The sequence below is a fragment of the Victivallis vadensis genome, from assembly GCF_003096415.1.
Lineage (GTDB): Bacteria > Verrucomicrobiota > Lentisphaeria > Victivallales > Victivallaceae > Victivallis > Victivallis vadensis.
Map to the genome: position 1 here is coordinate 116017 of NZ_QEKH01000011.1, position 23663 is coordinate 139679.

Consider the following 23663-nt stretch of genomic DNA (forward strand, 5'->3'; position numbering starts at 1 on the left):
CATCGGGAGGTGGGTCATGAACGAAATTTCCGGCGAAAAGCAATCCGGAGAACCGGATTCCAATTCCTGTAAAACCAGCTTGCGTCTTCCGCACCGGGCTTCTTCCGCCCCGCCTCCGGCGGGAGAGTCTTCCACTTTTTTCTCACGCGACCTGACCGCTTCCGAAATCGGCAGGCTGCTGTGGAGCGGCAACCCGCTCTATCTGGTCAGTGCGGCGCTGGCGCTCTACGCCTCGACCATCCTTTTCGACACGCAGAACATCTGGATGGAAACGGGAGTTCCGGTCGCGATCCTCGCCGGTTACACCGCACTCTGCGCCCTGACCGCGAATTTCATCGTCCGCCACGGCAAGGTGTGGGAGGATGCGCGTTCGCTGCTCTTCATCGTGCTGGCGCTGCCGCTGGCGCTGTCGGCCAGTCTCGACGACAAAGTGATCGACCGCCCCGAAGTCGGCTTCGTCTGGATGGCCGGTTCGCTCTGCTTCGTCGCCGCGGTCTCCGAATACGTCCGGCGCGGTATCGGCCTGAAGCTCGGCAGATGGCTGTGGATCGTTTATTACCTGCAGCTGGCGCTCTTTTTCCTGTGGCCCTTTGCGCTGTCGCAGCTGCTGCGGGAGTATCCCGACAGCAAAATGCCGGTGATCCGGGGCATTATCCTGTTTCCGCTGCTCTTTGCCGTCATCCAGCTGCCGCTGCTGCAGCTGGTGCGCCGGAAGAGTTTCTCCGTGGAAAACGGAACGCCGTGGAAGCTCCTGCCCGCCGTAATGTTCGGCTTTCCCGCCTTCGCCGCACTGATTCGGACCTACTTGTTGAGCATCTCCTTTTACGGAGGGCGCGGCGTCGGCAATTACAGCCGCATGGAGACCGGCTTCGGGTTCTGGATGGTTCTGCCGATCGTGCTGGCGGCAACGCTCCTCTTTCTGGAATCGGCGATCACCGCACAACAGCGGCACAAAGCGTCAGTCATTCTCGGAGGCGGCATTTTCGCATTCTTTCTGCTCGGCAGCTCCCTGACCAGCGAGATGTCCAGTCTGGAATGGTTCTTCTTCCGCACAGTCTGGGGAGAGCACGGCTCCGGCTTCGCGCCTCCGATGCTGGCGGCGGCAATTTTGACCGGTTATGCCGGATTCCGGGGAATGCGCAAGGCATGGATTCCGGCCGGAATCGCACTGATCTGGTTCCTGTGGCTCCAGTTCGGCAGCTACCTGAATTCCGGCTCCGGCTCCGTTTCTCCCCGCGCAATCCTGATTCCGGGGGCGGCACTGGTCACTCTGGGCTTGTCGGCGTGGGCCTGGCTGCAACGGCGCTGGTGGAGTTTGCTGCTGCTGCTCTGTTGGGTCGTCGGAGCAACAGGAGGATATTTCGAGCCCCATTTGCCCGATCTGCCCTATCCGTTCTTTCTCGGTTTCACCGCCGCGCTGTTGCTGACCGGCTGGATTTACCGTCACCGGATTCTGCAGACGGCGGGGCTGATCGCGGCGGTCGCCCTGTTCGTGCCGGCCGTTTTCTGGTGCGCCTCCCCCGGCGGGCTCCTGTATTTCTGCTATCTGACGGCGCTCTATCTGACGGCGCTTCTTTTCCTGCTGCGCCGTTTCTGGATTCCGGCCGCCATTGACACGCTGATCCTGCTGATCTGGGGCTCGATCGCAGTTTACGGCTGGTTCGACCTGCTGCCGTGGCGCGGGGCGGGCGTGATCTTCTACAGTCTGCTGTTCTTCATCGCGGCCTTCCTGGTCAGTCTGGCCAAAGCGGGCATCCTGCAAAGAAAATTCCGGCCGCTGGCCGATGCGATCCGGGCGCGCCTGAAACCATGAAACCGCACGATTTCCAGAAGTACCTGCGCAAAAACCCGGCTCCGCAATTGAACCATACCGGCTTCACCCGGTTTGTGGTGATTCCGGTCTGCGATGAAAACGGTTACATCGATGCGACCCTCGCCGGCCTCGCGGCGGCTCCCGGCATCGAACGGACGCTGGTGGTGCTGGTCATAAACCACCCGGCGAATGCCTCGCCGGAGCGCAAGGCGGCCAATGCCGGACTCACCGCCCGGCTGGAGCACGGAACGTCTCCGCTGCCGCATCTGGCGTATTTCACCGCCTTCGACCTCGAAGGAGGCGTCGGGCGCGCCCGCAAGCTCGGCATGGACGCCTGCCTCGCCACGCTGACCCCGGAGAATGTGGAACAGGCGCTTTTCTGGTCGCTCGATGCGGATTCCCCGGTCGAACCGGAGTACTTCACCGCGACCGAGGCGGAGTTCGATCGGCATCCCGAATACGCCGCGCTGTCGATCCGTGTCCGCCACCAGCCGGGAGAGACGCCGGAGCTGGAGCGGGCGATCCGCGAATACGAACGCTATCTTGACAACTACGTCGAACGGCTGCGGCAGGCAGGTTCGCCGTATGCGTTCCAGACCATTGGTTCGGCCTTCGCGGTGCGGGCCACCGCCTATCTGCGCGCCGGCGGGATGCGCGTGCGCGAAGGGGGCGAGGATTTCTATTTCCTGCAGGCAGTCGCCAAGACCGGAAAGGTCGGAACTCTCGGCCGGGCGCTGGTCCATCCGTCGCCCCGGCCGTCGGACCGGGTTCCCTTCGGCACCGGTCCGTCGGTGCGCAAGCTGCTCGAAGGCGGCGCGGTGCCGGAAATCCCGGACACCCCCTTTGACGGGCTCAAAACCCTGCTCGCCGCCGCCGCCCGCCCCGGAGCACTGGAAGAGCCGGCAAAATTCCTCGCCGGCCTTCCCGCCCCCATCCGGCAGTTTCTGACGCAGAACAAATTCGCCGCCAACTGGCCGCAGGTACTGGCAAACACTCCCGCCACCGGTGAAGCGCGTCTCGCCGCGTTTCACCAGTGGTTCGACGGACTCAAAACCCTGCGGCTGCTGCACTCACTTTCCGATAATCGATAAACCTCCGCAGTACAAGCCGGGATTTCGTTCCGTAGGAGTGAAATCCCGGGGGCTTTTCCGTAAAAATTCGCATTTCGGGGAATACGGTGTTATATTGTAAGGAAATCTTTAAGGAGAAGGCTTTATGAATACAGTTCGTCCGCCGCGCCCGTCCTGGGACCAATATTTCATGGATATCGCCCATGTCGCCGCCACCCGCAGCAATTGCAGCCGCCGCCAGGTTGCGGCGGTGCTGGTCCGCGACTGCCGCATCATTTCGACCGGATACAACGGCACGCCGCGCGGAGTGCGCAACTGCTCCGACGGCGGCTGCCCCCGGTGCAACTCCGACGCCCCCTCCGGGACCAATCTGCACCAGTGCGTATGCAGCCATGCGGAAGAGAACGCGATCGTGCAGGCCGCCTATCACGGGATCGCGGTGAAGGGGGCGACGCTTTACACCACGTTCAGTCCTTGTCTGCTGTGCGCGAAGATGATCATCAACGCCGGAATCGTCGAGGTGGTCTATCACCAGCACTATTCGATCGACGATGTCTCGATGGGGCTGCTGCATGAGGCGGGGGTGATCGTGCGCCCGCTGGAAAAGGAGATGAAACATGAATAAGAATCCGGCCGGCTGCATTATGACGCTGGAAGCGGCGGTCCGGTGGCGGGAGCAGCTGAAGCGGGACGGGAAAACGCTGGTCGTCACCAACGGCTGCTTCGATATTCTGCACCGCGGCCACGCCGAATACATGTATGAGGCGCGGGAATTGGGGGACGCACTGCTGGTGCTGATCAACTCCGATGCGTCGGTGCGGTCGCTGAAGGGGCCGTCGCGGCCGATCATCGATCAATACAACCGCGCCTATATGCTGGCGGCGCTCGCGTCGGTGGATGCGGTGGTGGTTTTCGACGGCAGCCGCTGCGACCGGGAGCTGGCGGCGCTCGCCGCCGACCGTTATGTGAAGGGCGGCGACTACACGCTCGACAAACTTGACCCGACGGAACGGGCCGCGCTGGAAAGCGCCGGAACCGAAGTCTGCTTCAAGCCCTTCATCCCCGGATTTTCCACCACGACGATCGTGGAGCGAATCCGAGCTTCCGAGACGAAGTGACGGGTTTTATTCGTTCCCGGGCGCGCTCCGGGGAATTTCGCCCAGCAACTTCCGCAGTTTCAACAGCCGCTTGGCGCGCCTGGAGTCGGAGACGCCCAGCAGCAGAAGTCGGATGTCGGTGTTTCCGTAACGGGTGAGACGGGCGAATTCCTGCTCCTGCCGGAAAAGGAGGCGGGTCTTTTTCAGCTCCCATTTTCTTTGCATATATTCCAGTTTCAGGCGGACTTTCTGGCGGCGGAGGTCGTGGCGGAAGTAGTTCCGCAGAATCCGGATGTCGGCATCGGTGCGGTGCAGATGGGTCAGAAGCTCTTCGGAGGAGGGATTGCGCTGCAGGATGCTCTGGGCTTTCCGAATCCGGTCGGATTCATCGAGGTTTTGTTGAATCCGCGCTCTGAGTTTCTCCATCTCGGGCGATGGACTTTGTGGAACCGGAGTATCTGAGGATTGCTGCGGCTCTTGCGGTGTTTTCCTGCGGGTCAGCCATTCCAACATGTTTGTCCTTTCCGCGTACAAAAAGAGGTACGCCGTCTTTTATGTGGCACCGTAGGCACTTGCAAGCCCGCTCGCAAACACAAAAGAGTGGCGTACCAAAGCACGCCACATTCCTTTATAATGTGGTAACAATCTTAAATTGTCAAAAAAACGGATTACCTGGTTCTTATATTCAGCTCCTGCAAAATTGATACTCGCTGTTAATCTAACCGCTCAACAATAAAAATCAAGCCGGTGCGATATATTTGTTGCCGTTGCCAAGGCCGGTTTGCCATTTTTGCGGCGTACAACTGAACTGCAACCACACGTTCAAGCCCAAATACAGGAGCGGCCATGCGCTTTTCGCCGGGACCTGCCCCCCGGAACTTGAAACTCGGACAATTTGCATTATATTGCTTGAGAAGCATTCGTGCAACAACTGCAAGGAGATGTGACAATGTGCCAGCTCGACCGATTACAATTGCTGAAAGCGGAAATCCGCCGGATTGCACATCGGCATCATGTTTCCCGCATATTCGTATTCGGCTCGTGCGCCCGCAGAGAAGAAACGCCGGAAAGCGATATTGATTTTCTCGCGGAATTCAATGACAATGCGTCCTTATTCGATCAGATCGGAATGCAGCAGGCGCTTTCCGACATGCTGAAATGCAAAGTTGATGTGATCCCATCCACTTCGCTGAGCGATCCTGACTTCGGGGCGGGCGTTCAAAAAGACATGGTGGCCCTATGACAAGCGACCGCCAGCGAATCAGCCATATGCTGAAAGCAATTGAAAAAATCTTCGGGGCTACGGATTGTACCCGTGAAGATTTCATGGCTTCCCCGCTGCGGCAGGATGCGGTCGCATACAACTTTCTGATCCTCGGAGAAGCGGCAGGCCGCATGTCCCCGGAAATGTATCAAGCGCACCCGGAAGTGCCGTGGAAGCTCGTGACCGGCATGCGGAATGTCCTGATCCACGATTATGTTCAGACCAATTACCAACTGGTATGGACTTCGGCCCAACGGGACCTGCCGGTCCTGTACGAACAACTGCAGAAAATCCGATCCGCCGAATGAGAGTCCTTCGGAAAATCTTTGCGGTATCGGCCGGATTCTGATCGCCTGCTGACTGCCGGGCGGTTGTTCGAGAGGGTGAATATTGCGGACATCACCGGCCATCACATTATTCAACCCCTGCTCGGAGCTGGTTCCGCCACACCTCGTCCGGCACCTTGCCGGTCGGGGGACCGGGAGGCGAAACGCCCCCCGGCCGCCGGAGGCATTATTTGACGAAGTAGACCGGCAGCGGCGGGAAGCCGTTGAATTCGACGGAGCAATAGCTGGAGGTGTAAGCTCCGGTGCTGAGCCAGTAGATCCGGTCGCCCGGTTTGATGTAAGCCGGAACCGGATTGCGGAAGTATTCGTACATGATGTCCTGACTGTCGCAGGTCGGCCCGGCGATGATGAAGTCCTCGCACGGTTCACCGCGGGCTTCGCAGTAGAGCGGATACTTGATGCTTTCGTCCCAGGTTTCGATCAGGCCGTTGAACTTGCCGGTGTCGAGGTAGAGCCATTTGTCGACGCCCATGCTGGACTTCTGGCTGATCAGCACGACCTCGGAGACGAGAATGCCGCATTCGCCGACGAGGGAACGGCCGGGTTCGAGGATGATTTCGGGGAAGTCGTCGCCGAAATCCTCTTCGAGGTAACGGGTGATCTCCTCCGAATAGACATTCATCTCATTGGTTTTGGAGATGTAATTGGCCGGGAAGCCGCCGCCCATGTTGATCATCGAGAGCTTCAGTCCTTCGCCTTCGAGGTAGTCGAAGATATAACGTACCTTCGCGATTGCGGAGTCCCACGCACCGATGTCGCGCTGCTGGGAGCCGACATGGAAGCTGATGCCCCACGGCTGAAGCCCCAGCTCACGGGCCAGCAGGACGAGGTCTATGGCCATATCGGGGTGGCAGCCGAATTTGCGCGAAAGCGGCCAGTCGGCGGTTTCGCTGCCTTCGGTCAGGATGCGGCAGAACACGCGCGCGCCGGGAGCCTCTTTGGCGATGTTGCGCAAGTCGGCTTCGCTGTCGGTGGCGAAAAGACGGACGCCCTTTTCGTAGAAGTAGCGGATGTCGGCGGGCTTTTTGATGGTGTTGCCGTAACTGACGCGCTCCGGCTCGATGCCGAGCGAAAGCACCCGGTCCAGTTCATAGCGCGAAGCGATGTCGAAACACGAGCCGAGATCGCGGAGCAGTTCCAGAACTTCAGTCGCCGGATTCGCCTTGACGGCGTAATAAATCCTGGAAAAGGGAAAATGCTGAAGCAGCTCTTCATATTTCATTTTCACGATGTTGAGGTTGACCACCAGAAACGGGGTGGGGTGGCGATCGGCTTCCTGCTTCATCAGCTGCCAATCCTGCTTCGCGTAATAGTCCAGAACGTCAATCCGCATTGTTTTTTTCGACCTTTCGTACACTCGAACGTTCTTGTTTCTCAATGACCGGAGCCTTCCGTTTATTTCGGAACGCGGATTCCCGGTGCGGCTGCAAAGCCCGGCGGACCATGCCGGCTTTTTTGACAACGCCTAAGGTAATTCCTTATTGCGGTAATGCAAACGGCAAAACGGAAAAAAAGGCTTTTTTTCCGTTTTGCCGGAAGAAGCCGCCGGAATGGCGGCTTCTGGAATCAATTATGAAAACTGTCGCCGTAGGGATTGATTTCCCAACTGGCCGGCGTGTTGTGCGGAATGCTGCTGTAACCGCGGCGCTCCGCCTCCGTGCAGCCGGAGAGCAGCGCCAGAATGCAAAAGACCGCCGCAAGGAAAGCGGCGGTCCCGATTGTCCGAACCGTTCCGGTCATTTGGAGCCGAACATGGTTTGAAACAGGCTGTATTCGTTCATTTCCAGCGACTGGAAAACCACGGTGGCTCCCAGCGCCAGAACGGTCAGTATGATCATGACGGTGAAAAATTTCGAGTTGAACACGTTGAGTTCTCCTGAACGTTCTCTTTACTTCTGCTCTTCGGCCTTCGGTTCTTCGGCTTTCGGCTCTTCTTCGTAGTAGACGAAGTCGCCGACCTGCACGCTCTTGCCGTCCTTGGGCAGATTGGCCAGCAGGCAGTCGTCGGCCACATCGGTGACGGTGACGCGGGCGATGAATTCGGAACCCTTCTTGTCAAGCTCGCCGCGGGTAATCACCAGCTGGAGTCCGGGAGCGATGCCGGGATCGACTTCCGCGACCTTGTTGCCGATCTGCTGCGGCACCACGCTGTTCTTGCCGAGGTTGATGCAGACATAGCCGTAACGGTCGTTGACTTCAAGTACCTTGCCCTGGATCGCCTTGCGCGCTTCCACGGAACCGGCCTTCCACGGAGCCGGGATGGTATCCTTCATATCGATGCCGAGCGCCCGCTTGAGTTCGTTCAACTGGCCGTCTTTGGTGCCGACGGTCTTGTTCAGCATCGCGATCTTGTTGTCGCGCTCGTTGATCTGGCGTTGCAGGTTCTGGATATTCTGCTTGGCCTTGTCGACTTCGCTGACCATTCCCTGATACTTGCCCTTGAGGTCGCGAACGGCCTGAAGGGTCTTGTTCAGCGAATTGTTGTAATTTTTGTCGTCGAAGTTGGGGGCGCCGGCGCCGGTCTGGCTGTTGATGTCGCGGATCTTGGCTTCATAAGCGTTACGGCGGCTCTTGATCTGGTTGAGCGCATCGGTAAGCTGCTTCATCGCATTGGTATCGCCGTCTTTGAGAGCCCTGGCGTTGAGGTTGACATTGAGGGTGTTGCGCACGAGATTCACGAACTGGTCGATCGTCCTGTTGCGTTTTGTAATCGCGTCGTTGACCCCCTTCATCACATCCAGCTTGCCGGCGGCATAGGTGTCGAGCCCGGTCAGCCCCTGCTTGTTGATGTTCCGGAGTTCGGCGGAGGAGGAGACCCGCAGCAGCGCATCGGCGAGCTCGTCGCGCTGGATGGTCAGGTCCTTGACCAATTTGGTGATCTTCCGCAGGTTTTCATCGAGGGTCGCGTAATTGGTATGGCCGAGAGCTTCCGGAGTCAGTTCCTTGGCGACTTTGGTCCCGCTGTTGCGATCGATTTCGACAGCAGCCTGATTGATGGCGGTCGCCATCTTGTCCCAGCCGCCGACCAGCTGCCCGCGCTTCTCAAAGAGAAAATAGGAAAAAACTGCGCTGGCTGCGGCCAGGAGAAGAATCAGGACGCTCAAAATTACGTTAACAACTTTCATCGGGGCTCTCCAACTGATTTTTTGTTGACTTATACCGTTTATTGATCAAAAAAAATAAATTCAATGCGCTGTTGCGCTAAAACTGTAGCACCACAAAAATATATTGTCAAATGACATTGAGGTGAGTTTTCGCAAATAAGTTGATTTTTTTTGCCGAAAAGGGATTTTCCGGCGCTTCGCGCTATAAAACGAATTTGACGCCTTCGACCGCAGCCAGGTCGGCGGCGAGCGCCTCCATCATTTCCCGGGAAATCAGGGTGGCGGGAGCTTTGAAGGTCTGATAGCGTCCGCTGCTGGAATTCAGGCCGTTGTGCAGAAGCGGCGGCTGTTCGTATTTTTCCAGCACCGCGGCCAGAGCGGGGCGGGCGGCTTCGGCTTTTGCGGTTTCCACGATCACGCGGAATTCCCAGTCGACGGGGAAACGGAGCTCTTGCTTCTGGGGATCAATCTGTTTTGCCATGATTTGAAATACTTTCAATACTGAATTTGAAAAACCGGCTCCGGGAAAAACGGAGCCGGTTGAAGCCTGAATCCTTTATTTGCCGCGCTCCTGCCAGTAGGGAGAGATTTCCCGGAGCTGGGCGATGATCGGCGGCAGCGCCTCGATCACCTTGTCGATCTCCGCGGCGGTGTTGAAGCGCGACAGGCTGAACCGGATCGTGCCGTGCGCGGCAGTATAGGGCAGCCCCATCGCACGCAGCACGTGCGAAGGCTCCAGGCTTCCCGTGGTACAGGCCGAACCGCTCGACGCGCAGATGTTCAGCCGGTCGAGCAGCATCAGGATCGATTCGCCCTCGATATATTCGAAGCTGATCGAAGCGGTGTTCGGCAGGCGGTTCTCGATATCGCCGTTGATCCGCACATTCGGAATGCGTTCCAGCACTCCCTTTTCCAGCCGGTCGCGCAGCTCCGCGAGCTGGAGGCGTTCGACAGGCAGGTAAGTCTGCGCGAGTTCGCACGCCTTGCCGAGTCCGATGATCGAAGTGACATTTTCGGTTCCCGCCCGGCGGGAGCGCTCCTGGTGTCCGCCGAAGATCAGCGGCCGGAAACGGAGGCCGCGCCGCACGAACAGCGCGCCGACTCCCTTCGGAGCATGCAGTTTATGGCCGGAAATGCTCAGAAAATCGATGTCGAGCCCGTCCACGTCGATCTGCACCTTGCCCGCCGCCTGCACCGCGTCGGTGTGGAACAGCGCGCCCTTTTCATGGGCGAGGCCGACCAGTTCAGCGATCGGGAAGATCGTGCCGGTTTCGTTGTTGGCCCACATCACGGTCACGATCGCGGTGTTTTCATCGACCTCTTTCTTCATGAACTCCATGTCGAGCCGGCCGCGGCCGTCGACCGGCGCGTAGGCGACCTCGTAACCGCGCCGGGAAAGCTCCTTGCAGTACGCGAGGATGCCGGGATGCTCGACGCAGGTGGTCACGATCTTTTTGCGTTCCGGCTTCGCGTTCAGCGCGGCGTTGATCGCGGCATTGTCGCCCTCGGTCCCGCAACTGGTGAAGATGATTTCGGTCGCGATGCCGTCCTTGTCCCGGAACGAGGCTCCGAGCAGGTCCGCGACCCGGCAGCGCGCCTTCTCGATATCGGCCGCGACGCTGCCGCCGAAGCGGTGGATGCTGGAAGGATTGCCGTACCGTTCGCAGAAGAACGGCTGCATGGCGACGAAGACCTCCGCGTCGACGCGGGTGGTCGCATTATTATCCAGATAGATCACGTTATCCATAAGTGTTCACACTTTCCGTAAAAAATGGTTCATCCTATAAATAGACCATCTTTTTCCGAAAAGTCAACTGTTTCCGTATTGATAAATCGCCGGAATCCGGTAGATTAATACGATGTTGACAAACCGGCTTCCTTACAGGAACATTTCGGTTTCAATCAGGGAGTTTGGCGAATGAGCATCTATCTGGATCAGGCGGCGGCGGCGTATCCCGACCGCGAAGTATTGGATTTTTACCGTGCGGAGCTGGAACATTCCGGCGCAAATCAGGAAGCGGCACACCGGCTTGGCTATGAGCTGCGCCGCCGTCTCGACGCGGCCGCGCGCGAGCTTTCACAGGCCCTTGCGGACCGCGACGACTGCACGGTGATCTGGGGGACGAGCGGCACCGAAATTTTCAACCTGCTGGCCGACTCTCCGGCTGTGGCCGGGAAGCGGGTGCTGACCAGCCGCCTCGAACACCCGGCGCTGCTCGCGGCGCTGCGCCGGAGCGCCGCCGAAGTGAAGTTCGCTCCGTGCGGAAAGGACGGGCGGCTGCAAATGCCGGAGGATTCCGGCGCGGAGCTTGCGGCGTTCCACCAGGTGCAGAGCGAACTGGGCGTCCGGCAGGAACTCAGGCCGCTGCCGGGCGTGCCGCTTTTCGTCGATGCGATCCAGGCGGCGGGCAAACTGCCGCTGCCGCCGGAATTCGATCTGGCGGCAGTTTCCGGACATAAGTTCGGCGCTCCCGGCGGCGCGGCGCTGCTGGCGCATCCGCGGTTCGCGGGGAAGGGAAAGCTGGCGGAGTTCGCCCACCGTTACCGCCACGTCGAATACCGCTGCGGCCGCCCGGAGCCGGCGCTGCTGCTGACGCTGGCTTTTGCCGCAACCCGGCGCCGGGCGGCGCGCGAAGCGACCCTGCGGCGGATTTCGGAGCTGAATGCGGCAGCGCGGGAATTATTGGCCGGGCTGCCGCTGCCGGGCGGCGCGCGGAGTTTCTGCACGGTTCCGGCGGAAGCGGCGTCGCCGTTCATCCTGCACCTGACGCTGCCCGGCGTGCAGTCGGGAGTCGTGGTCCGGATGCTGTCGGAGGAAGATGTGATGGTTGCCGCCGGGAGCGCCTGCGCCTCCGAAACCCGGACGCCGTCGGCGGCGCTGACCGCGCTCGGCTTCAGCCGGGAACAGGCGTATTCGGGGCTGCGAATCAGTTTCGGTTTCGACACCTCGCCGGAGGATGTGAAAAAAATGGCCGAAGCCCTGAAAACGGTGTTGAAAAATTACTGACGGGGCGCTATGTTACTCTCTTAATAGTATTGAAATATTGGAACCGAATGGCGGCGGCTGTACCGGCCATTCCCGAAACGGATCAAGGAATTGAAATCATGCTGAAAGAACTCTGTGTTGCCGCGCTGGTACTCGCCGGCGCCGCTCCGGCTGTGATATTCGCCGATACTCCCCGGCAGATCGAGGTGGTCAAAAATACCCGGGACAACCCGACTCTCTATTTCAGCGGAGTGAAAAACGACCTCGGCGTCGGGCAGGAGGTCAACAATTTTCTGCGCGCCTGCGGTTGGTTCGACGTGGTGCCGGACCCGAAGGCGCAGTTCCAGCTGGCCGGTTCCCGCGACGGCGACCGCATCCGTTTCGACCTGACCCAGGGGGGAGCGCCGGTCGGAAGCTGGCAGGCCGGAGCCGCCGGCAGCGACCGCGCCATCGCCAAAAACGTGGTCAACGCGATTATCGAAAAGACCTTCAAAGACCTGAAAGTAAAAGGATTCTGCGCCTCCAGGATCGCGTTCTGCGCACAGACGGCTCCCGGCGTGCGCAATATCTATGTCTGCGACATCGACGGCGGCAATGTCGAACAGATCACCCGCTTCAACACGCTCTGCGTGGAGCCGTGCTGGTTCCCGGACGGGCGCTCGATCGGCTACTCCAAATACGGGCGCACCGGCATCGACGTGGTGCAGACCACTCTCAACCCGCGCCGCAGCCGGGTGCTCTCCGCTTTCCGCGGCATCAACGCGGGCGCGGCGATCAGCCCGGACGGGCGGCAGCTGGCGGTGATCCTGAGTCCCGATCACCAGGTCGACCTCTATGTGATGCCGGTCGGCTCCACCCGCCTGACCCGGCTGACCCGCAATATCGCGGTGGAAGCGTCGCCGTGCTGGAGCCCGGACGGCAGCCAGCTCGCCTACGTCAGCGACGAGACCGGTTCGCCCCGCATCTACACCGTGACCGTGCACGACGGTTCGGGGCGGAAGCGGCTGCCGGTGATTCCGGGAGGACGCGACGCGGTGACGCCGGACTGGTCGAAAGACGGCAAAATCGTCTACGCCACCAAAGTCAACGGCAACTACACCATCGCCGTCTACGATACCAAAACCGGCGAAAACAAACGCGCGACCGAGGCTCCCGGCAACTGGGAGTCTCCCGCCTGGGCGGCGGACAACCGGCAGGTGGTCTGCAAGCGCGCCGACGGCAGCGGCAAGTCCGCCCTCTATGTGGTCGATACCTGGACCGGGAAAACCCGGCTGCTGGTGGCCACCCCCTATAACCTTTCGATGCCGGTCTGGTCTCCCTGCGAGGAAAACTAGGTCCGGCCCACCGGAGAACTGTTCAATTGAGTACGCTTTCTGTACGGGAATATCTCGATTCCCTGACCATGTTCGGGATCAAGCCGGGGCTTGAAGCCACCGTCGAACTGATGAACCGCGCGGGCAATCCCGACCGCGACCTGAAATTCATCCACCTGGCCGGCACCAACGGCAAGGGATCGACCGGCGCGATGCTGGAATGCGCGCTGCGGTCGGCCGGATTCACCACCGGCTTTTACTCGTCGCCGCACCTGATCGACATCCGGGAACGGTTCCGGGTGAACGGGCGGGCGGTGCCGCAGGGGGATTTCGACGCCTACGCGGCCGAGCTGGCCGAGGCGGCGCGCCGGAATACCGGGAGGGATTTCCGCTTTACCTACTTCGAGTTCACCACTGTGCTGGCTGCGCTGATTTTCGCGCGCGCCGGAGTCGATGTGGTGATCTGGGAGACCGGCATGGGCGGCCGCCTCGATTCGACCAATGTGGTCAATCCGATCGCGACCGTGATCACCAATATCGCACTGGACCATCAGGCTTACCTCGGCGACACCATCGACAAAATCGCATGGGAAAAAGCCGGGATCATCAAGCCGGCGGTGCCGCTTTTCTACGGCGTGATGCCGGAGGAGGCGCGGCAGGTGCTGCTCGACCGCGCCCGGCAGCTCGGCGCGGCGCCGACCGGCCCCGGCCCGGAAACCGCGGGACGGCTCCACTATAAAACGGCGAATGGGATGACTGTGCAGGAGTTCGAATACGAGGGGCGCCGGGTCCGGCTGCCGCTGTTGGGCGCCATGCAGCGCCGGAATTTCCGCGTGGTCTATCCGGTGTTGAAATTCATGCAGTCCAGATACGGGCTCGACCTCGACCGGGCGCTGGACGGACTGGCGAATGTCCGCTGGCCGGCGCGGTGCCAGCAGCTCAACGAACGGCTGTTCGTGGACGGCGGGCATAACCCGGACGGACTGGCCGCACTGTGCGAAGCGTTGCAGGAGGCGGCTCCCGGCGAGAAGTTCCGTATTGTTTTCGCCGGATTCCGCGACAAGGATGTGGCGGGCAGCCTGAAGCTGATCGCCCCCGTCGCGGCGGAATTCGTCTTCGTGCCGCTGCATGAGGCGGACCGGCCATGCTACTCCGGCGAAGAGCTGTGCAAGCTGGCCGCGGAGTGCTGTTCCGTCCCCAGCCGCGCGGCGGAGAACGCGCTTCTGGCGGTCAACGATGCGCTGGCCGATTCGAAGTGCCGGGTGCTGGTGGCCGGTTCGCTCTATCTGGCCGGCGAAGTGCTCAGCGGCATGGCCGACCGGCGCGACGTGCTGGACCTCGCTTGATTTCATCATCTTAATTTAAGGTTTTATAATGGCAGACAGTTCTGTAATTTCCGTAAACGGGATCGGGGTTTCGCAGCCGGAGGCGACGGCGGTATTTTTTCCGATGCGGGACCCGGTGGTGTTCCCGTTCGGATTGACGCCGCTGCTGGTGGACGGTGAGGACAAACTTGCGATTCTGCGCCGGGCGATGGCTTCCGACCGGCTGCTCGCGATCTTCCCGGAGATGCCCGACGACGAGGAACTCGGCACGCTTCCGGTCAAGGTTTCATTGAAGATCTTCACTTACGCCGAAAAACGCCGTTCCATGGTCGGCGTGCTGGCGCGCGTGGTCAAGGAGCTGAAGTTCCCGGACGGTTCGGTCCGGATTGTGGTGCGCGGCGTGAAACGCATCTCCTTTTCCAAGCTGGAGCTGACTGACGGTGTGCCGGTCGCCCGCTTCCGGGGGATTCCGGAAAACCGCGAGGAAAATGAGAACGAAGAGGTGATCGCCCGCCAGAAATCCGTGCTGATGCTCTTTCAGGAGCTGGCCGGCATGATGCCGGGACTGCCGGACGAACTGCAGGTCGCGGTGCTGAACGCCGGTTCCCCGGCGCGCATGGCCGATATGATCGCCGATTCGATGAGTTTCAGCTATCCGGAAAAGCTGCTGCTGCTGGTGCTCTCCGAGGTGCGGGCGCGGCAGGAGTTCCTGGCCATCCTGCTGAACCGTGAGCTCGAAGTGATGAAGCTCAGCATGAAGATCCAGAGCGAGGTTTCGCAGGCGATGAGCCAGCAGCAGCGCGAATTCTATCTGCGCGAGCAGCTCCGCACCATTCAGGAGGAGCTGGGCGAGGACAGCCGCAACCCCGATATCATCGAGCTGGAAAAGCGGATCAGCGAAACGGAACTGCCCGACAAGGTTTCGGAAGTGATCGCCAAGGAGATGGCGCGCCTCGAAGTGATTCCGCAGGCTGCTCCCGAATATCACATCAGCTACACCTATATCACCTGGCTGCTCGATGTGCCGTGGCTGAAGTTCACCGAGGACCGGCTCGACTGTCTGGAGGCGGCCAAGGTGCTCGACGCCGACCATTACGGGCTGGAGGATGTGAAAGAACGGATTCTGGAATTCCTGGCGGTGCTCCAGTTGCGCAAAAACGATGACCGCAAAGCGCCGATCCTCTGCCTGGTCGGTCCTCCGGGCGTCGGCAAGACCTCGCTCGGCCAGTCGATCGCGCGGGCGATGAACCGCAATTTCGTGCGGGTGTCGCTGGGCGGCGTGCGCGACGAAGCGGAAATCCGCGGCCACCGGCGCACCTATGTAGGCGCGATGCCGGGGCGGATCGTGCAGAACCTGAAAAAGGCCGGCACCGCGAATCCGGTGTTCATGCTCGATGAGATCGACAAGCTGGCGAACGACTTCCGGGGCGATCCGGCGTCGGCGCTGCTGGAAGTGCTGGACCCGGCGCAGAACTACGCCTTCAATGACCATTACCTCGAAGTGGATTGCGACCTGTCGAAGGTGTTTTTTATCGCGACCGCCAATCTGCTCGACACGATTCCGGGGCCGCTGCGCGACCGCATGGAGATCATCCGGCTGCCCGGTTACACCTCCTTTGAGAAGCGCGAGATCGCCAGGCGGTATCTGGTGCCGCGCCAGCTCAAGGCGAGCGGCCTGACCGCGAAACAGGTGCGATTCCACCTGAGCGGCGTGGACGAATTGATCGACTATTACACCCGCGAGGCGGGAGTGCGTGACCTTGAGCGGACAGTCGGGCAGGTGCTGCGTAAAATCGCCCGGCGGATCGTCGAAGGCAAAATCGAGGCCGGCGCGCCGGTCAGCGTAACTCCGAAACTGGTTCAGGAGTTGCTGGGCCCGCGAAAATTCCTGCTGGACGAGGCGGAAAATGCCGGGCCGGGTTATGCGACCGGCATGGCGTGGACGAGCTGCGGCGGCGTGATCCTGCCGATTGAGGTGATCGCGATTCCGGGCGGCAAGGGGGCATTGAAGCTGACCGGTTCGCTCGGCAAGGTGATGCAGGAGTCGGCGGAAACGGCGTTCAGCCTGATCCGTGCCCATGCGGCGGAGTGGAAGATCGAACCGGCTTATTTCAACGAGCATGACTTCCACATCCATGTGCCGGATGGGGCGACGCCGAAGGACGGGCCGTCTGCGGGAATCACGTTGACGCTGGCGCTGATTTCGCTGCTGACCGGCAGGAGCCTGATTCCGAGGCTGTCGATGACGGGCGAAATCACGCTGCGCGGCCGGGTTACGGCGGTGGGCGGCATCCGTGAAAAGGTGATTGCGGCGCTGCGGGCGGGAATCCGGCAGGTGATCCTGCCGGAGGAGAACCGGAAGGATACGCTGGAGATTCCGGAAGAGGTGCGCAAGAAACTGGAATTTCACTTCGTGAGCGAGTTCCACGAAGCGCTGAAAATCGCCTTCCCGAAACATAAAAAATAAAAAGAACAGCCGCGCAGCGGCGTCGCCCCCGGCAGCTTGCCGGACGCGGTCCAGCGGCGGAACGCTGGTCGCTTTGCGCAGGGGCGCGCCTGCGCGCCCCTGCGCAAAGCGAAATGTAAGGTCGGCGAATGCCGACCGCAACCGGAACAATACCGCCCGGCGGAGCGCGCGGAGCCGCCGCGAGGGGCGGAGACAACAGATGGTAATTGCAGACGCCCCCATGCGGGAGCGCGAGCTTCCGACGGCGGCAGGTAAAAATTTGGAGAGCGGCGCCAAGCGTCCTTGGAGTGCGGTATTTCGCGGCGATGAGTGAGGCAAACAGGCTTGGATATAGAGCTTTGCTGCGGTTTTCGGTGGCCGTAAGAGTGACGGCGGCGGCAACGCGCTTACCGCCGGAAGCAAAAATTCGCGTTGCTTATTTTTGATTCCGGCAAGCGCTTTTGCGCGGGTGGTACAGTTACGGTTGCGGTCCGCATTCGCGGACCTTATATTTCGAAAGCTCCGGGAGCCGCGCCTGCGCGCTCCCTGCGCTTTCGACCAGCGTTCCGCCGCTGGACCGCGTCCGGCAAGCTGCCGGGAGCGACGCCGCTACGCGGCTGCTCTTTTAGATTTTTTATTTTTGGGAGGGCTGGACCGCGTCCGGCAAGCTGCCGGGGGCGACGGTGGCTTTGCCGCCTGTTTTTTAATTTTTATTTTGAGGAGAAATCTATGAGAAAACACTTTTTTGCATTCGCGACGCTCGCTCTCGGATTCCTGCTGTCGGCCGCCGAGCTCCCGCTGTCGAAGTTCATGGAGCGCGCCCGCAACCCGAACTCCGGTTCCACCTTTGCGGCGCTTTCCGGACAAATCCAGCACCGGCGCGCCGGCGGCAAGGTGGAGAACGCCTCGCTCTATTTCGCGATCATCATCCAGCCGGAGCGCTCCACCGGCCAGATCATCATCGACGGCTCCGAAGGGTATCTGATCGGCCAGACCCGGCTCAGCGGCGACTCCGAAACCACCGTCACGCCGATGGTGGGCAGCCAGGCACAGGAGGCCGCCAGGCTTGGATACATGGGAATCCGCCCCTCCGACCTGACCATGAGCTTCCTGTATTATCCGGTGGTCCGCGAACTGGAGCCGGTGACGCTGAGCGGGATCGCCCCCTGCCGGGTCGTGCTGCTGGAAACCCCGGATAAATCCGAACAGGTCAGGGTCTACATCTCCCGCGACCACTATTTCCCGCTGAAAGCCGAATTCATCAAGGCCGGCGAAAAGGAGCCGTACCGGACGCTGGAGACCTCCGGCTTCACCAAAAAAAATGACCTCTATTACTGCTCGAAAATCAACCTCGACGGTCCCGGCTGGCGCACCCGGATCACCTTCGACGGAGACGAGGCGAAACTCGGAGTGTTCGATGCCGCCAGGCCGCCGCAGATTATCCGGCGTCTGAAATAGCGTTTTTACCGGTTTTCAATCACGGAAGGAGCAGGGATGCTTCTTCCGTTTTTTTATTTTCCGATCAATGCGAAATGTGATTTTGAGGTTGATTCGGGCGAAAATTTGACTTTTTTAAGTTACATGGTAAAATAATTGTTATCAGGAGAGATTGCAGATGAATGACTCCCGGAAAACCGCACCCGGAAAGAACGCCGGAGTTTTGAGGAGCGGCCGGGACATATCAAATCATTCCGGCGAATATCAAGGAGGAGAAAATCATGTTTCAACACGCAACCATCGCTCTCGCCGCCGCGGCGGCAATTGTGGTCGGAATCGGAAGCGGCTGTGCCACTCCGGCTCCGACTGTCCGCAACTACATGACCCCGGAACCGACCCGCAACAACCAGCTCGGCAACGCGGATCTCAAGCTGGTGCTCGATCCGACGCTCGGCGACAAGGATGTGCAGTGCTCCATGCTGGCGGTCGAAGTGCCGGTCAACGAAACGCTCGCCTTCCGCCGCCTGACCAGCGATGAAATGATCATGGTCCAGGCCGGAACCGGCATCCTGACAGTCGATGCCAAGCAGATTCCGGTCAATCCCGGAACGGTGGTCTACATTCCGGGCGGTTCCGTGCAGAGTCTCTACAACAACGGCAACGTGCCGCTGACCTACCTTTCCGTGATCATTCCCGCCTATGAAGCCGGAGAATGCGAATTCATCGAAGGCAACTGATTCATGTCGGCGAGCCCGCCGGGATACTCCCGGCGGTAACGCTCCGGCGAAACTCCGGTCAGGTTTTTGAAACGGCGACTGAAATGGTACGGGTCGGCATAACCGAATTTCGCGGCGACAACCGCAATCGGCAGCGGACTTGACACCAGCAGCTCCGCAGCCTGCCGGAGTTTCAGTTCCTCCAGGTAGCGCTTGGGGCGCATCCCCGTATGACGCAGGAAATTGCGCCGCAGCTGGTCGGTGCTCAGATTACAGAATTCCGCCAGTTCTTCGACGGTCCACCAGTGATCGGGACGCGATTTGATTTCGGCGACCAATTCCTCCATCGGTGTCAGGGTGTTGCGCCTGCGGTGCTCGTTATAGAGGTCCACCAGCAATTTCTGCAGCGCGATATTGGCATTGATCTGCGCGTCGGCGGAGGGGTCCTGCGCCAGTTCGATCAGCGGCAGCAGGCGGCGAACACCGCCGAGGTTGTAAATTCCGGAAGAGATGACTCCCGCATTGCGCATCATATCCGCCGCCGGACCGCAGAACCGGACCGCGTCCTCCACATAAGGAAGCGTATCGCTGCCGCCGTACCGGTTCCGGTCGCCCGGGGCGATCACCACCGCCTGCCCCGGAGTCAGGTCGGTTTCCCGGCCGTTTTCGATCCAGCCGCGCCCCCCGCCGGAAATCAGGTGGGACAGCGAATAAAATTCAAAAAGCCGGACCGGACAATTCCGGAAACTCCCCGCCGGCGAAGTGCCGGCTGTGCTGCAGTTGATGATCCAGAGTCCGTAGCGCCGCTGCAGCTCCGGCATCCTTCCGGTCAGCCGATGTACCGCAATCTCGCCCGAAGCGTACCCGTCAAAACGTATTTTGTCATCATTCATGCGGCTTTTTTCCATTTGAGTTTTGATTTTCCGTGGTATAATATACTGCATACAACGATTTTTTGTCAATCTCAATTGTAAAAAAAGAGAGGCTTACGATGGCGGAAGAAAAAAAGATTCAGGTTGCGGTGATCGGTCTGGGAAACCGCGGGCGTTACGTATTCAACAATCTGCTGCGCGATTCCAAACAGCAGGTGGTGCCGGTGGCGGCCTATGATCCGGACCGGGCGGTGATGAAGGAGACCATCGAACTCTGGAAGACCTCCGAAGTCACGAAACAGTGCGACAGCTATCAGGAGGCGATCAACACCCCCGGCGTCGAATGGGTGCTGGTCTTCTCGCCGAACGCTTATCACAAGGAACATATCATCGCCGCTTTCCAGGCCGGCAAACATGTGTTCAGCGAAAAGCCGCTGGCCACCACGATCGAAGACTGCCGGGAGATCTACGAAGCCCACCAGAAAAGCGGCAAACTCTTCGCGACCGGCTTCGTGCTGCGCTACGCGCCGATCTACCGCAAAGCCAAGGAGTACCTCGCTTCCGGCAAGCTCGGTTATCTGATCGCGATCGACGCCAATGAAAACATCACCCCCGAGCACGGCGGCTACATCATGTGCAACTGGCGGCGGCATACGTCGGAAGCCGGTCCGCACATCCTCGAAAAATGCTGCCACGACCTCGACCTGATCAACTGGTTCTGCGATTCGCTGCCGAGTCGGGTGGCTTCGTTCGGCGGCCGCAACTTCTTCATCCCGGAAAACCGGAAGCTCGAAGAGAAGTACGGAGTGAAACAGTTCAAGACCTGGTGGGATCCCCACGCGATCGAAACCCCGTTCTCCGGCGACACCGACCTGATGGACAATTCCGTATCCATCGTCGAATACCGCAACCGGATCCGGGTGGCGTTCACGGCGACCATGAGCAATGCGATTCCGGAGCGCCGCATGTACTTCTCGTGCAGCGAGGGAACCATGCGGCTCGACCTCTACACCGGCAAGCTCTTCGTCAAGAAGCTCGGGGACGAGGGAATTCTGGAAGTCAGCGTCTCCGGCGACGGCCACGGCGGCGGCGACGATTACATCATGAAAGAGCTGTACGAATCGATGACCACCGGCGCCCTGCCCAAATGCAGCGGCAACGAGGGTCTGCAGAGCGCCGTGCTCGCGCTGGCGCTCGACAAGGCGGCGCAGACCCGCGATATAGTCGACCTCGAACCAGTCTGGAAATCCCTCGGCCGCTGAAGCCCGCGGAAAACTCCGGCGGCGGCATTCCGGTATCGGTTGCCGCCGCCCGTCGTTACCCCAGCAGGGCGTTGAACTGCTTCAGCCACTCCACATGGGCGGGCCAGGCGGGAGCGGTTACGAAATTACCGTCGGTGACGGCCCCGGTGACCGGCAACTCCACATATTCCGCTCCGGCGGCGGTCACTTCGGGCTTTACCGCCGGATAGGCGGAAATCCTCCTGTTCGCGATCACTCCGGCGGCGGTCAGCAGCTGCGGACCGTGGCACACCGCCGCAATCGGTTTTCCGGCGGCGGCGAAGGCACGGATGATGTTCAGCACGGATTGATCCAGGCGCAGGAATTCCGGCGAACGCCCGCCGGGCAGCACCAGCGCGTCGAATGCGCCGGCATCCGCCGACGCATAATCGAAATTCAACTGGAAGTTGTGGCCGCGTTTTTCGGAATAGGTCTGATCACCTTCGAAATCATGGATCGCGGTACGGATCACTTCCCCGGCTTTTTTGCCGGGACTCGCCGCCGCGACCTCATGACCGCAAATCTGCAACGCCTGAAACGGCACCATCACCTCATAATCCTCGACGAAATCGCCGACCAGCATCAGAATCTTCCTGCCCATCGTTCATTTCTCTTTTTCGTGGTGGAAGTAAAGCTTGTCGAAGGCGTTCGCGAGCGCCTGAAGCCTGTCGGCCGTCGCCGGATCGCTTCCCTGTTTGGCCTTCATCGCCTCGACGAGCAGCGCGTGCAGCGTGGTCAGCCGGGCGATATAATCCGCATAGCCGGGATCGGTCGCCGGAACCGGTTTCAGCCGCTGGGTCATAAAATACCGGGTTACGGTATTCTGAAGTTTATCGGCATGATTGTCTTTGTTGATGATCCAGCGTACCAGCTGATTCGCATTCCTGCCGGATTTTTCCAGCTCATTGATCTCATGGATGCTTTTGCGGATCGTCGCGATGTCCTCATAAATCAGCTTCATGCGCAGTGAGTCGTCATAGATGCCGCACGGTATTTCGCAGTGGGCGAAAACCGGAGCCGCCGCAAACACCGCCGCCAGAATGACAGCCGCCGCCAACCATTTGGAATTCTTCATCTTCATGCTCCTTTTCCTTGCCTCCGCCGAACCTGTTTCCGGCGGAATAACCTGTCATTCAATATAACGGCAGTCGCTCCCAAGTCAAATTCTCCGCTCATCCGATCCGTATGGTTGACAAATTTTCCGAATATAAAATCCTTTTTTCCGACAACCATTTCATCATTTTGGAGGCAAGCGAATGAGCAATTCCCTGAACACAATTTCCCTGGCGGCGGACGTCGGCCTGAGACGGCCGATCGATCCCCGGACCGGCGATCTGACAAACCCGGCCGGCCGCCCGGAAGCACTCTTCTTCGGCGAGACGGTCACTCTGGCCGTCGATTTCTTCACCCGTACTCCCGCCGGGAACGGCTGGGAGCTGACGCCGTACCGGCTCGCACCGGAGCTTCATTACACACTGGCAGGTTCGATGCCGGGAAATCCGGAGCCGATGTTCCGAAGCGCAGACGGGGCGGTCAGTATCGCCGGAAACCGGCTGGAGTTCCGCATCGACACCGGCAGTGAAGCCTTTTTCCGGGGAGCGGCGGCGGCCATTCATTTTGATGCTTTCCGCGACCGGAAGCTTTTCCCGGACCTTACCGTCACCGCCGAGGATGAAAATGGGAACCGGCGGATTCTGTTCACCGCCAAATTTCTGCCCGTCTGCCAGCCCGGCGATGTTCCGGAATCCTCCTCCGGAAGCGGCGGAACTCCCGCGATCGCGGAATCGGGCATCCTGCGAAACACGCTGGTGACCGGCCCGGATATCCTCCTCGACCCGGCGGTGCCGGTCTATCTGCTGACCATCGCGGAGGAAACCGCCGTCACCATCGACGACTCGCTGCTGGAAAGCCGGGAAAATTCCAGCCCGGTCTGGGAGCTCTGGCTGGAGCTGCGGCAGAGCGTTCCATTCACCCTGCCGGAAACGGTCGAGTGGCTCCCGGCAGCCCCGTCCTTCGATCAGCCCGGAAAATATGTGATCACATTCTGCGGCACCTCCGGCGGCTGGCTGGCCTTTTTGAGCAGCGCCTCTTCCACAAAAGGCGAAAAAGGCGACACCGGGCCGCAGGGAGAAACCGGTCCCGCCGGACCGCAAGGGCCACAAGGCTTGAAAGGTGAAAAAGGCGACACCGGCCCCGCAGGGCCGAAAGGAGATAAGGGCGATACCGGACCGCAGGGGGAAACCGGCCCCGCCGGGCCGCAAGGGCCGAAGGGGGACAAAGGCGATACGGGTGATATCGGTCCTGCCGGTTCCAAGGGTGATAAAGGCGATCCCGGTCCCGCCGGACCGCAAGGACCGAAGGGGGACAAAGGCGACACCGGGCCGCAGGGTCCGCAGGGAGAACCCGGTCCAACCGGCTCCGGCACGGGGGATATGCTCAAATCGGTTTACGATACCAACGATGACGGCATCGTCGATCACGCCGCGACCGCCGATGCGGTGGGCGCGACCACCGCCGCGCAGGTCGCCGACGCGGTCGGCAAAGCGCACACCCACGCCAACAAAGCGACGCTGGACAAACTCGCGGAAACTGA

Annotated in this window: 23 protein-coding genes and 1 pseudogene; 14 read left to right on the plus strand and 10 right to left on the minus strand. The window is 60.3% G+C overall.

What is annotated here, in order from left to right:
• Positions 1-16: 16 nt before the first annotated feature.
• The 4 genes from C8D82_RS08365 to C8D82_RS08380 all read left to right on the plus strand — a co-directional run bounded on the left by C8D82_RS08365 (position 17) and on the right by C8D82_RS08380 (position 4001).
• On the plus strand, positions 17-1813 hold the full coding sequence (locus C8D82_RS08365) for a hypothetical protein (RefSeq protein WP_116883819.1): 1797 nt from the start codon (positions 17-19) through the stop codon (positions 1811-1813).
• Positions 1810-2904 carry a glycosyltransferase family 2 protein gene (locus C8D82_RS08370; RefSeq protein ID WP_116883820.1) on the plus strand — a complete coding sequence of 365 codons (1095 nt, stop codon included), beginning with the start codon at positions 1810-1812 and terminating at the stop codon, positions 2902-2904. Before C8D82_RS08365 ends, C8D82_RS08370 begins: the two co-directional genes overlap by 4 nt.
• A gap of 124 nt (positions 2905-3028) precedes the next feature.
• Entirely contained in the window at positions 3029-3508 is a 480-nt protein-coding gene (locus C8D82_RS08375) for a deoxycytidylate deaminase (protein WP_116883821.1), read from the plus strand.
• Positions 3501-4001: an adenylyltransferase/cytidyltransferase family protein gene (locus tag C8D82_RS08380; protein ID WP_116883822.1), complete on the plus strand. Its 501-nt coding sequence runs from the start codon at positions 3501-3503 to the stop codon at positions 3999-4001. Before C8D82_RS08375 ends, C8D82_RS08380 begins: the two co-directional genes overlap by 8 nt.
• Before the next feature lie 6 nt (positions 4002-4007).
• Here C8D82_RS08380 and C8D82_RS08385 read toward each other — a convergent pair whose 3' ends face one another.
• Positions 4008-4406 (minus strand): hypothetical protein, encoded by a 399-nt coding sequence (locus C8D82_RS08385; protein ID WP_116883823.1) that lies wholly within the window; start codon positions 4404-4406, stop codon positions 4008-4010.
• Between the two features lie 523 nt (positions 4407-4929).
• Between C8D82_RS08385 and C8D82_RS08390 the strand changes: the two genes are divergently transcribed.
• Together C8D82_RS08390 and C8D82_RS08395 are read left to right on the plus strand one after the other, a co-directional pair.
• The gene (locus C8D82_RS08390; protein ID WP_116883824.1) at positions 4930-5223 is read left to right on the plus strand and encodes a nucleotidyltransferase family protein; all 294 of its coding nucleotides are present in this window, start codon (positions 4930-4932) and stop codon (positions 5221-5223) included.
• 26 nt (positions 5224-5249) lie between these two features.
• Positions 5250-5552: a HepT-like ribonuclease domain-containing protein gene (locus C8D82_RS08395; RefSeq protein WP_165832938.1), complete on the plus strand. Its 303-nt coding sequence runs from the start codon at positions 5250-5252 to the stop codon at positions 5550-5552.
• A 205-nt stretch (positions 5553-5757) separates the two neighbouring features.
• Here C8D82_RS08395 and C8D82_RS08400 read toward each other — a convergent pair whose 3' ends face one another.
• From C8D82_RS08400 to nifS, 6 genes are all read right to left on the minus strand, one after another.
• Complete coding sequence (locus C8D82_RS08400) at positions 5758-6924, minus strand: type III PLP-dependent enzyme (RefSeq protein WP_116883826.1); 1167 nt, start codon at positions 6922-6924, stop codon at positions 5758-5760.
• A gap of 233 nt (positions 6925-7157) precedes the next feature.
• Positions 7158-7331, minus strand: coding sequence for a hypothetical protein (locus C8D82_RS21155; protein WP_165832939.1), 174 nt, complete (start codon positions 7329-7331; stop codon positions 7158-7160).
• Complete coding sequence (locus C8D82_RS22110) at positions 7328-7456, minus strand: hypothetical protein (RefSeq protein ID WP_261798368.1); 129 nt, start codon at positions 7454-7456, stop codon at positions 7328-7330. Before C8D82_RS22110 ends, C8D82_RS21155 begins: the two co-directional genes overlap by 4 nt.
• Before the next feature lie 24 nt (positions 7457-7480).
• Complete coding sequence (locus C8D82_RS08405) at positions 7481-8716, minus strand: hypothetical protein (RefSeq protein ID WP_116883827.1); 1236 nt, start codon at positions 8714-8716, stop codon at positions 7481-7483.
• Between the two features lie 181 nt (positions 8717-8897).
• Positions 8898-9176 carry a DUF493 family protein gene (locus tag C8D82_RS08410; protein WP_133245115.1) on the minus strand — a complete coding sequence of 93 codons (279 nt, stop codon included), beginning with the start codon at positions 9174-9176 and terminating at the stop codon, positions 8898-8900.
• Between the two features lie 75 nt (positions 9177-9251).
• Positions 9252-10442 (minus strand): cysteine desulfurase NifS, encoded by a 1191-nt coding sequence (gene nifS, locus C8D82_RS08415; protein ID WP_116883829.1) that lies wholly within the window; start codon positions 10440-10442, stop codon positions 9252-9254.
• 171 nt (positions 10443-10613) lie between these two features.
• Between nifS and C8D82_RS08420 the strand changes: the two genes are divergently transcribed.
• The 6 genes from C8D82_RS08420 (at position 10614) to C8D82_RS08445 (ending at position 18939) form a co-directional block, all read left to right on the plus strand.
• Positions 10614-11702: an aminotransferase class V-fold PLP-dependent enzyme gene (locus C8D82_RS08420; protein WP_116883830.1), complete on the plus strand. Its 1089-nt coding sequence runs from the start codon at positions 10614-10616 to the stop codon at positions 11700-11702.
• 98 nt (positions 11703-11800) lie between these two features.
• The gene (locus C8D82_RS08425) at positions 11801-13015 is read left to right on the plus strand and encodes a PD40 domain-containing protein (RefSeq protein ID WP_165832940.1); all 1215 of its coding nucleotides are present in this window, start codon (positions 11801-11803) and stop codon (positions 13013-13015) included.
• Positions 13016-13041: 26 nt separating this feature from the next.
• Positions 13042-14340 carry a bifunctional folylpolyglutamate synthase/dihydrofolate synthase gene (locus C8D82_RS08430; RefSeq protein ID WP_116883832.1) on the plus strand — a complete coding sequence of 433 codons (1299 nt, stop codon included), beginning with the start codon at positions 13042-13044 and terminating at the stop codon, positions 14338-14340.
• A gap of 28 nt (positions 14341-14368) precedes the next feature.
• Positions 14369-16786 (plus strand): endopeptidase La, encoded by a 2418-nt coding sequence (lon, locus tag C8D82_RS08435; protein ID WP_116883833.1) that lies wholly within the window; start codon positions 14369-14371, stop codon positions 16784-16786.
• Between the two features lie 708 nt (positions 16787-17494).
• Positions 17495-18223, plus strand: coding sequence for a hypothetical protein (locus C8D82_RS08440; protein WP_116883834.1), 729 nt, complete (start codon positions 17495-17497; stop codon positions 18221-18223).
• 260 nt (positions 18224-18483) lie between these two features.
• Complete coding sequence (locus C8D82_RS08445; protein ID WP_116883835.1) at positions 18484-18939, plus strand: cupin domain-containing protein; 456 nt, start codon at positions 18484-18486, stop codon at positions 18937-18939.
• On the opposite strand, the gene C8D82_RS08450 is transcribed toward C8D82_RS08445, so the two are convergent.
• Positions 18900-19811, minus strand: a complete 912-nt coding sequence (locus tag C8D82_RS08450) for an AraC family transcriptional regulator (RefSeq protein WP_165832941.1) — start codon at positions 19809-19811, stop codon at positions 18900-18902. The two genes, C8D82_RS08445 and C8D82_RS08450, sit on opposite strands and share 40 nt — an antisense overlap.
• A gap of 98 nt (positions 19812-19909) precedes the next feature.
• Here C8D82_RS08450 and C8D82_RS08455 point away from each other — a divergent pair, with 98 nt between their 5' ends.
• Complete coding sequence (locus C8D82_RS08455) at positions 19910-21052, plus strand: Gfo/Idh/MocA family protein (protein WP_116883837.1); 1143 nt, start codon at positions 19910-19912, stop codon at positions 21050-21052.
• A 55-nt stretch (positions 21053-21107) separates the two neighbouring features.
• Here the strand turns inward: C8D82_RS08455 and C8D82_RS08460 are convergent, their stop codons facing one another.
• Positions 21108-21671, minus strand: a complete 564-nt coding sequence (locus tag C8D82_RS08460) for a DJ-1/PfpI family protein (protein WP_116883838.1) — start codon at positions 21669-21671, stop codon at positions 21108-21110.
• 3 nt (positions 21672-21674) lie between these two features.
• The gene (locus tag C8D82_RS08465; protein ID WP_116883846.1) at positions 21675-22145 is read right to left on the minus strand and encodes a superoxide dismutase [Ni]; all 471 of its coding nucleotides are present in this window, start codon (positions 22143-22145) and stop codon (positions 21675-21677) included.
• A gap of 181 nt (positions 22146-22326) precedes the next feature.
• Here C8D82_RS08465 and C8D82_RS21835 point away from each other — a divergent pair.
• Positions 22327-23663: pseudogene (locus C8D82_RS21835) on the plus strand (hypothetical protein); the annotation flags it as partial.

Excerpts from the sequence above, each read along its gene's own strand:
- C8D82_RS08365 (WP_116883819.1), top strand. The coding sequence starts at position 17 with ATGAACGAAATTTCCGGCGAAAAGCAATCCGGAGAACCGGATTCCAAT.
- C8D82_RS08370 (WP_116883820.1), top strand. The coding sequence starts at position 1,810 with ATGAAACCGCACGATTTCCAGAAGTACCTGCGCAAAAACCCGGCTCCG.
- C8D82_RS08375 (WP_116883821.1), top strand. The coding sequence starts at position 3,029 with ATGAATACAGTTCGTCCGCCGCGCCCGTCCTGGGACCAATATTTCATG.
- C8D82_RS08380 (WP_116883822.1), top strand. The coding sequence starts at position 3,501 with ATGAATAAGAATCCGGCCGGCTGCATTATGACGCTGGAAGCGGCGGTC.
- C8D82_RS08385 (WP_116883823.1), bottom strand. The coding sequence starts at position 4,406 with ATGGAGAAACTCAGAGCGCGGATTCAACAAAACCTCGATGAATCCGAC.
- C8D82_RS08390 (WP_116883824.1), top strand. The coding sequence starts at position 4,930 with ATGTGCCAGCTCGACCGATTACAATTGCTGAAAGCGGAAATCCGCCGG.
- C8D82_RS08395 (WP_165832938.1), top strand. The coding sequence starts at position 5,250 with ATGCTGAAAGCAATTGAAAAAATCTTCGGGGCTACGGATTGTACCCGT.
- C8D82_RS08400 (WP_116883826.1), bottom strand. The coding sequence starts at position 6,924 with ATGCGGATTGACGTTCTGGACTATTACGCGAAGCAGGATTGGCAGCTG.
- C8D82_RS21155 (WP_165832939.1), bottom strand. The coding sequence starts at position 7,331 with ATGACCGGAACGGTTCGGACAATCGGGACCGCCGCTTTCCTTGCGGCG.
- C8D82_RS08405 (WP_116883827.1), bottom strand. The coding sequence starts at position 8,716 with ATGAAAGTTGTTAACGTAATTTTGAGCGTCCTGATTCTTCTCCTGGCC.
- C8D82_RS08410 (WP_133245115.1), bottom strand. The coding sequence starts at position 9,176 with ATGGCAAAACAGATTGATCCCCAGAAGCAAGAGCTCCGTTTCCCCGTC.
- nifS (WP_116883829.1), bottom strand. The coding sequence starts at position 10,442 with ATGGATAACGTGATCTATCTGGATAATAATGCGACCACCCGCGTCGAC.
- C8D82_RS08420 (WP_116883830.1), top strand. The coding sequence starts at position 10,614 with ATGAGCATCTATCTGGATCAGGCGGCGGCGGCGTATCCCGACCGCGAA.
- C8D82_RS08425 (WP_165832940.1), top strand. The coding sequence starts at position 11,801 with ATGCTGAAAGAACTCTGTGTTGCCGCGCTGGTACTCGCCGGCGCCGCT.
- lon (WP_116883833.1), top strand. The coding sequence starts at position 14,369 with ATGGCAGACAGTTCTGTAATTTCCGTAAACGGGATCGGGGTTTCGCAG.
- C8D82_RS08440 (WP_116883834.1), top strand. The coding sequence starts at position 17,495 with ATGAGAAAACACTTTTTTGCATTCGCGACGCTCGCTCTCGGATTCCTG.
- C8D82_RS08445 (WP_116883835.1), top strand. The coding sequence starts at position 18,484 with ATGTTTCAACACGCAACCATCGCTCTCGCCGCCGCGGCGGCAATTGTG.
- C8D82_RS08450 (WP_165832941.1), bottom strand. The coding sequence starts at position 19,811 with ATGAATGATGACAAAATACGTTTTGACGGGTACGCTTCGGGCGAGATT.
- C8D82_RS08455 (WP_116883837.1), top strand. The coding sequence starts at position 19,910 with ATGGCGGAAGAAAAAAAGATTCAGGTTGCGGTGATCGGTCTGGGAAAC.
- C8D82_RS08460 (WP_116883838.1), bottom strand. The coding sequence starts at position 21,671 with ATGGGCAGGAAGATTCTGATGCTGGTCGGCGATTTCGTCGAGGATTAT.
- C8D82_RS08465 (WP_116883846.1), bottom strand. The coding sequence starts at position 22,145 with ATGAAGAATTCCAAATGGTTGGCGGCGGCTGTCATTCTGGCGGCGGTG.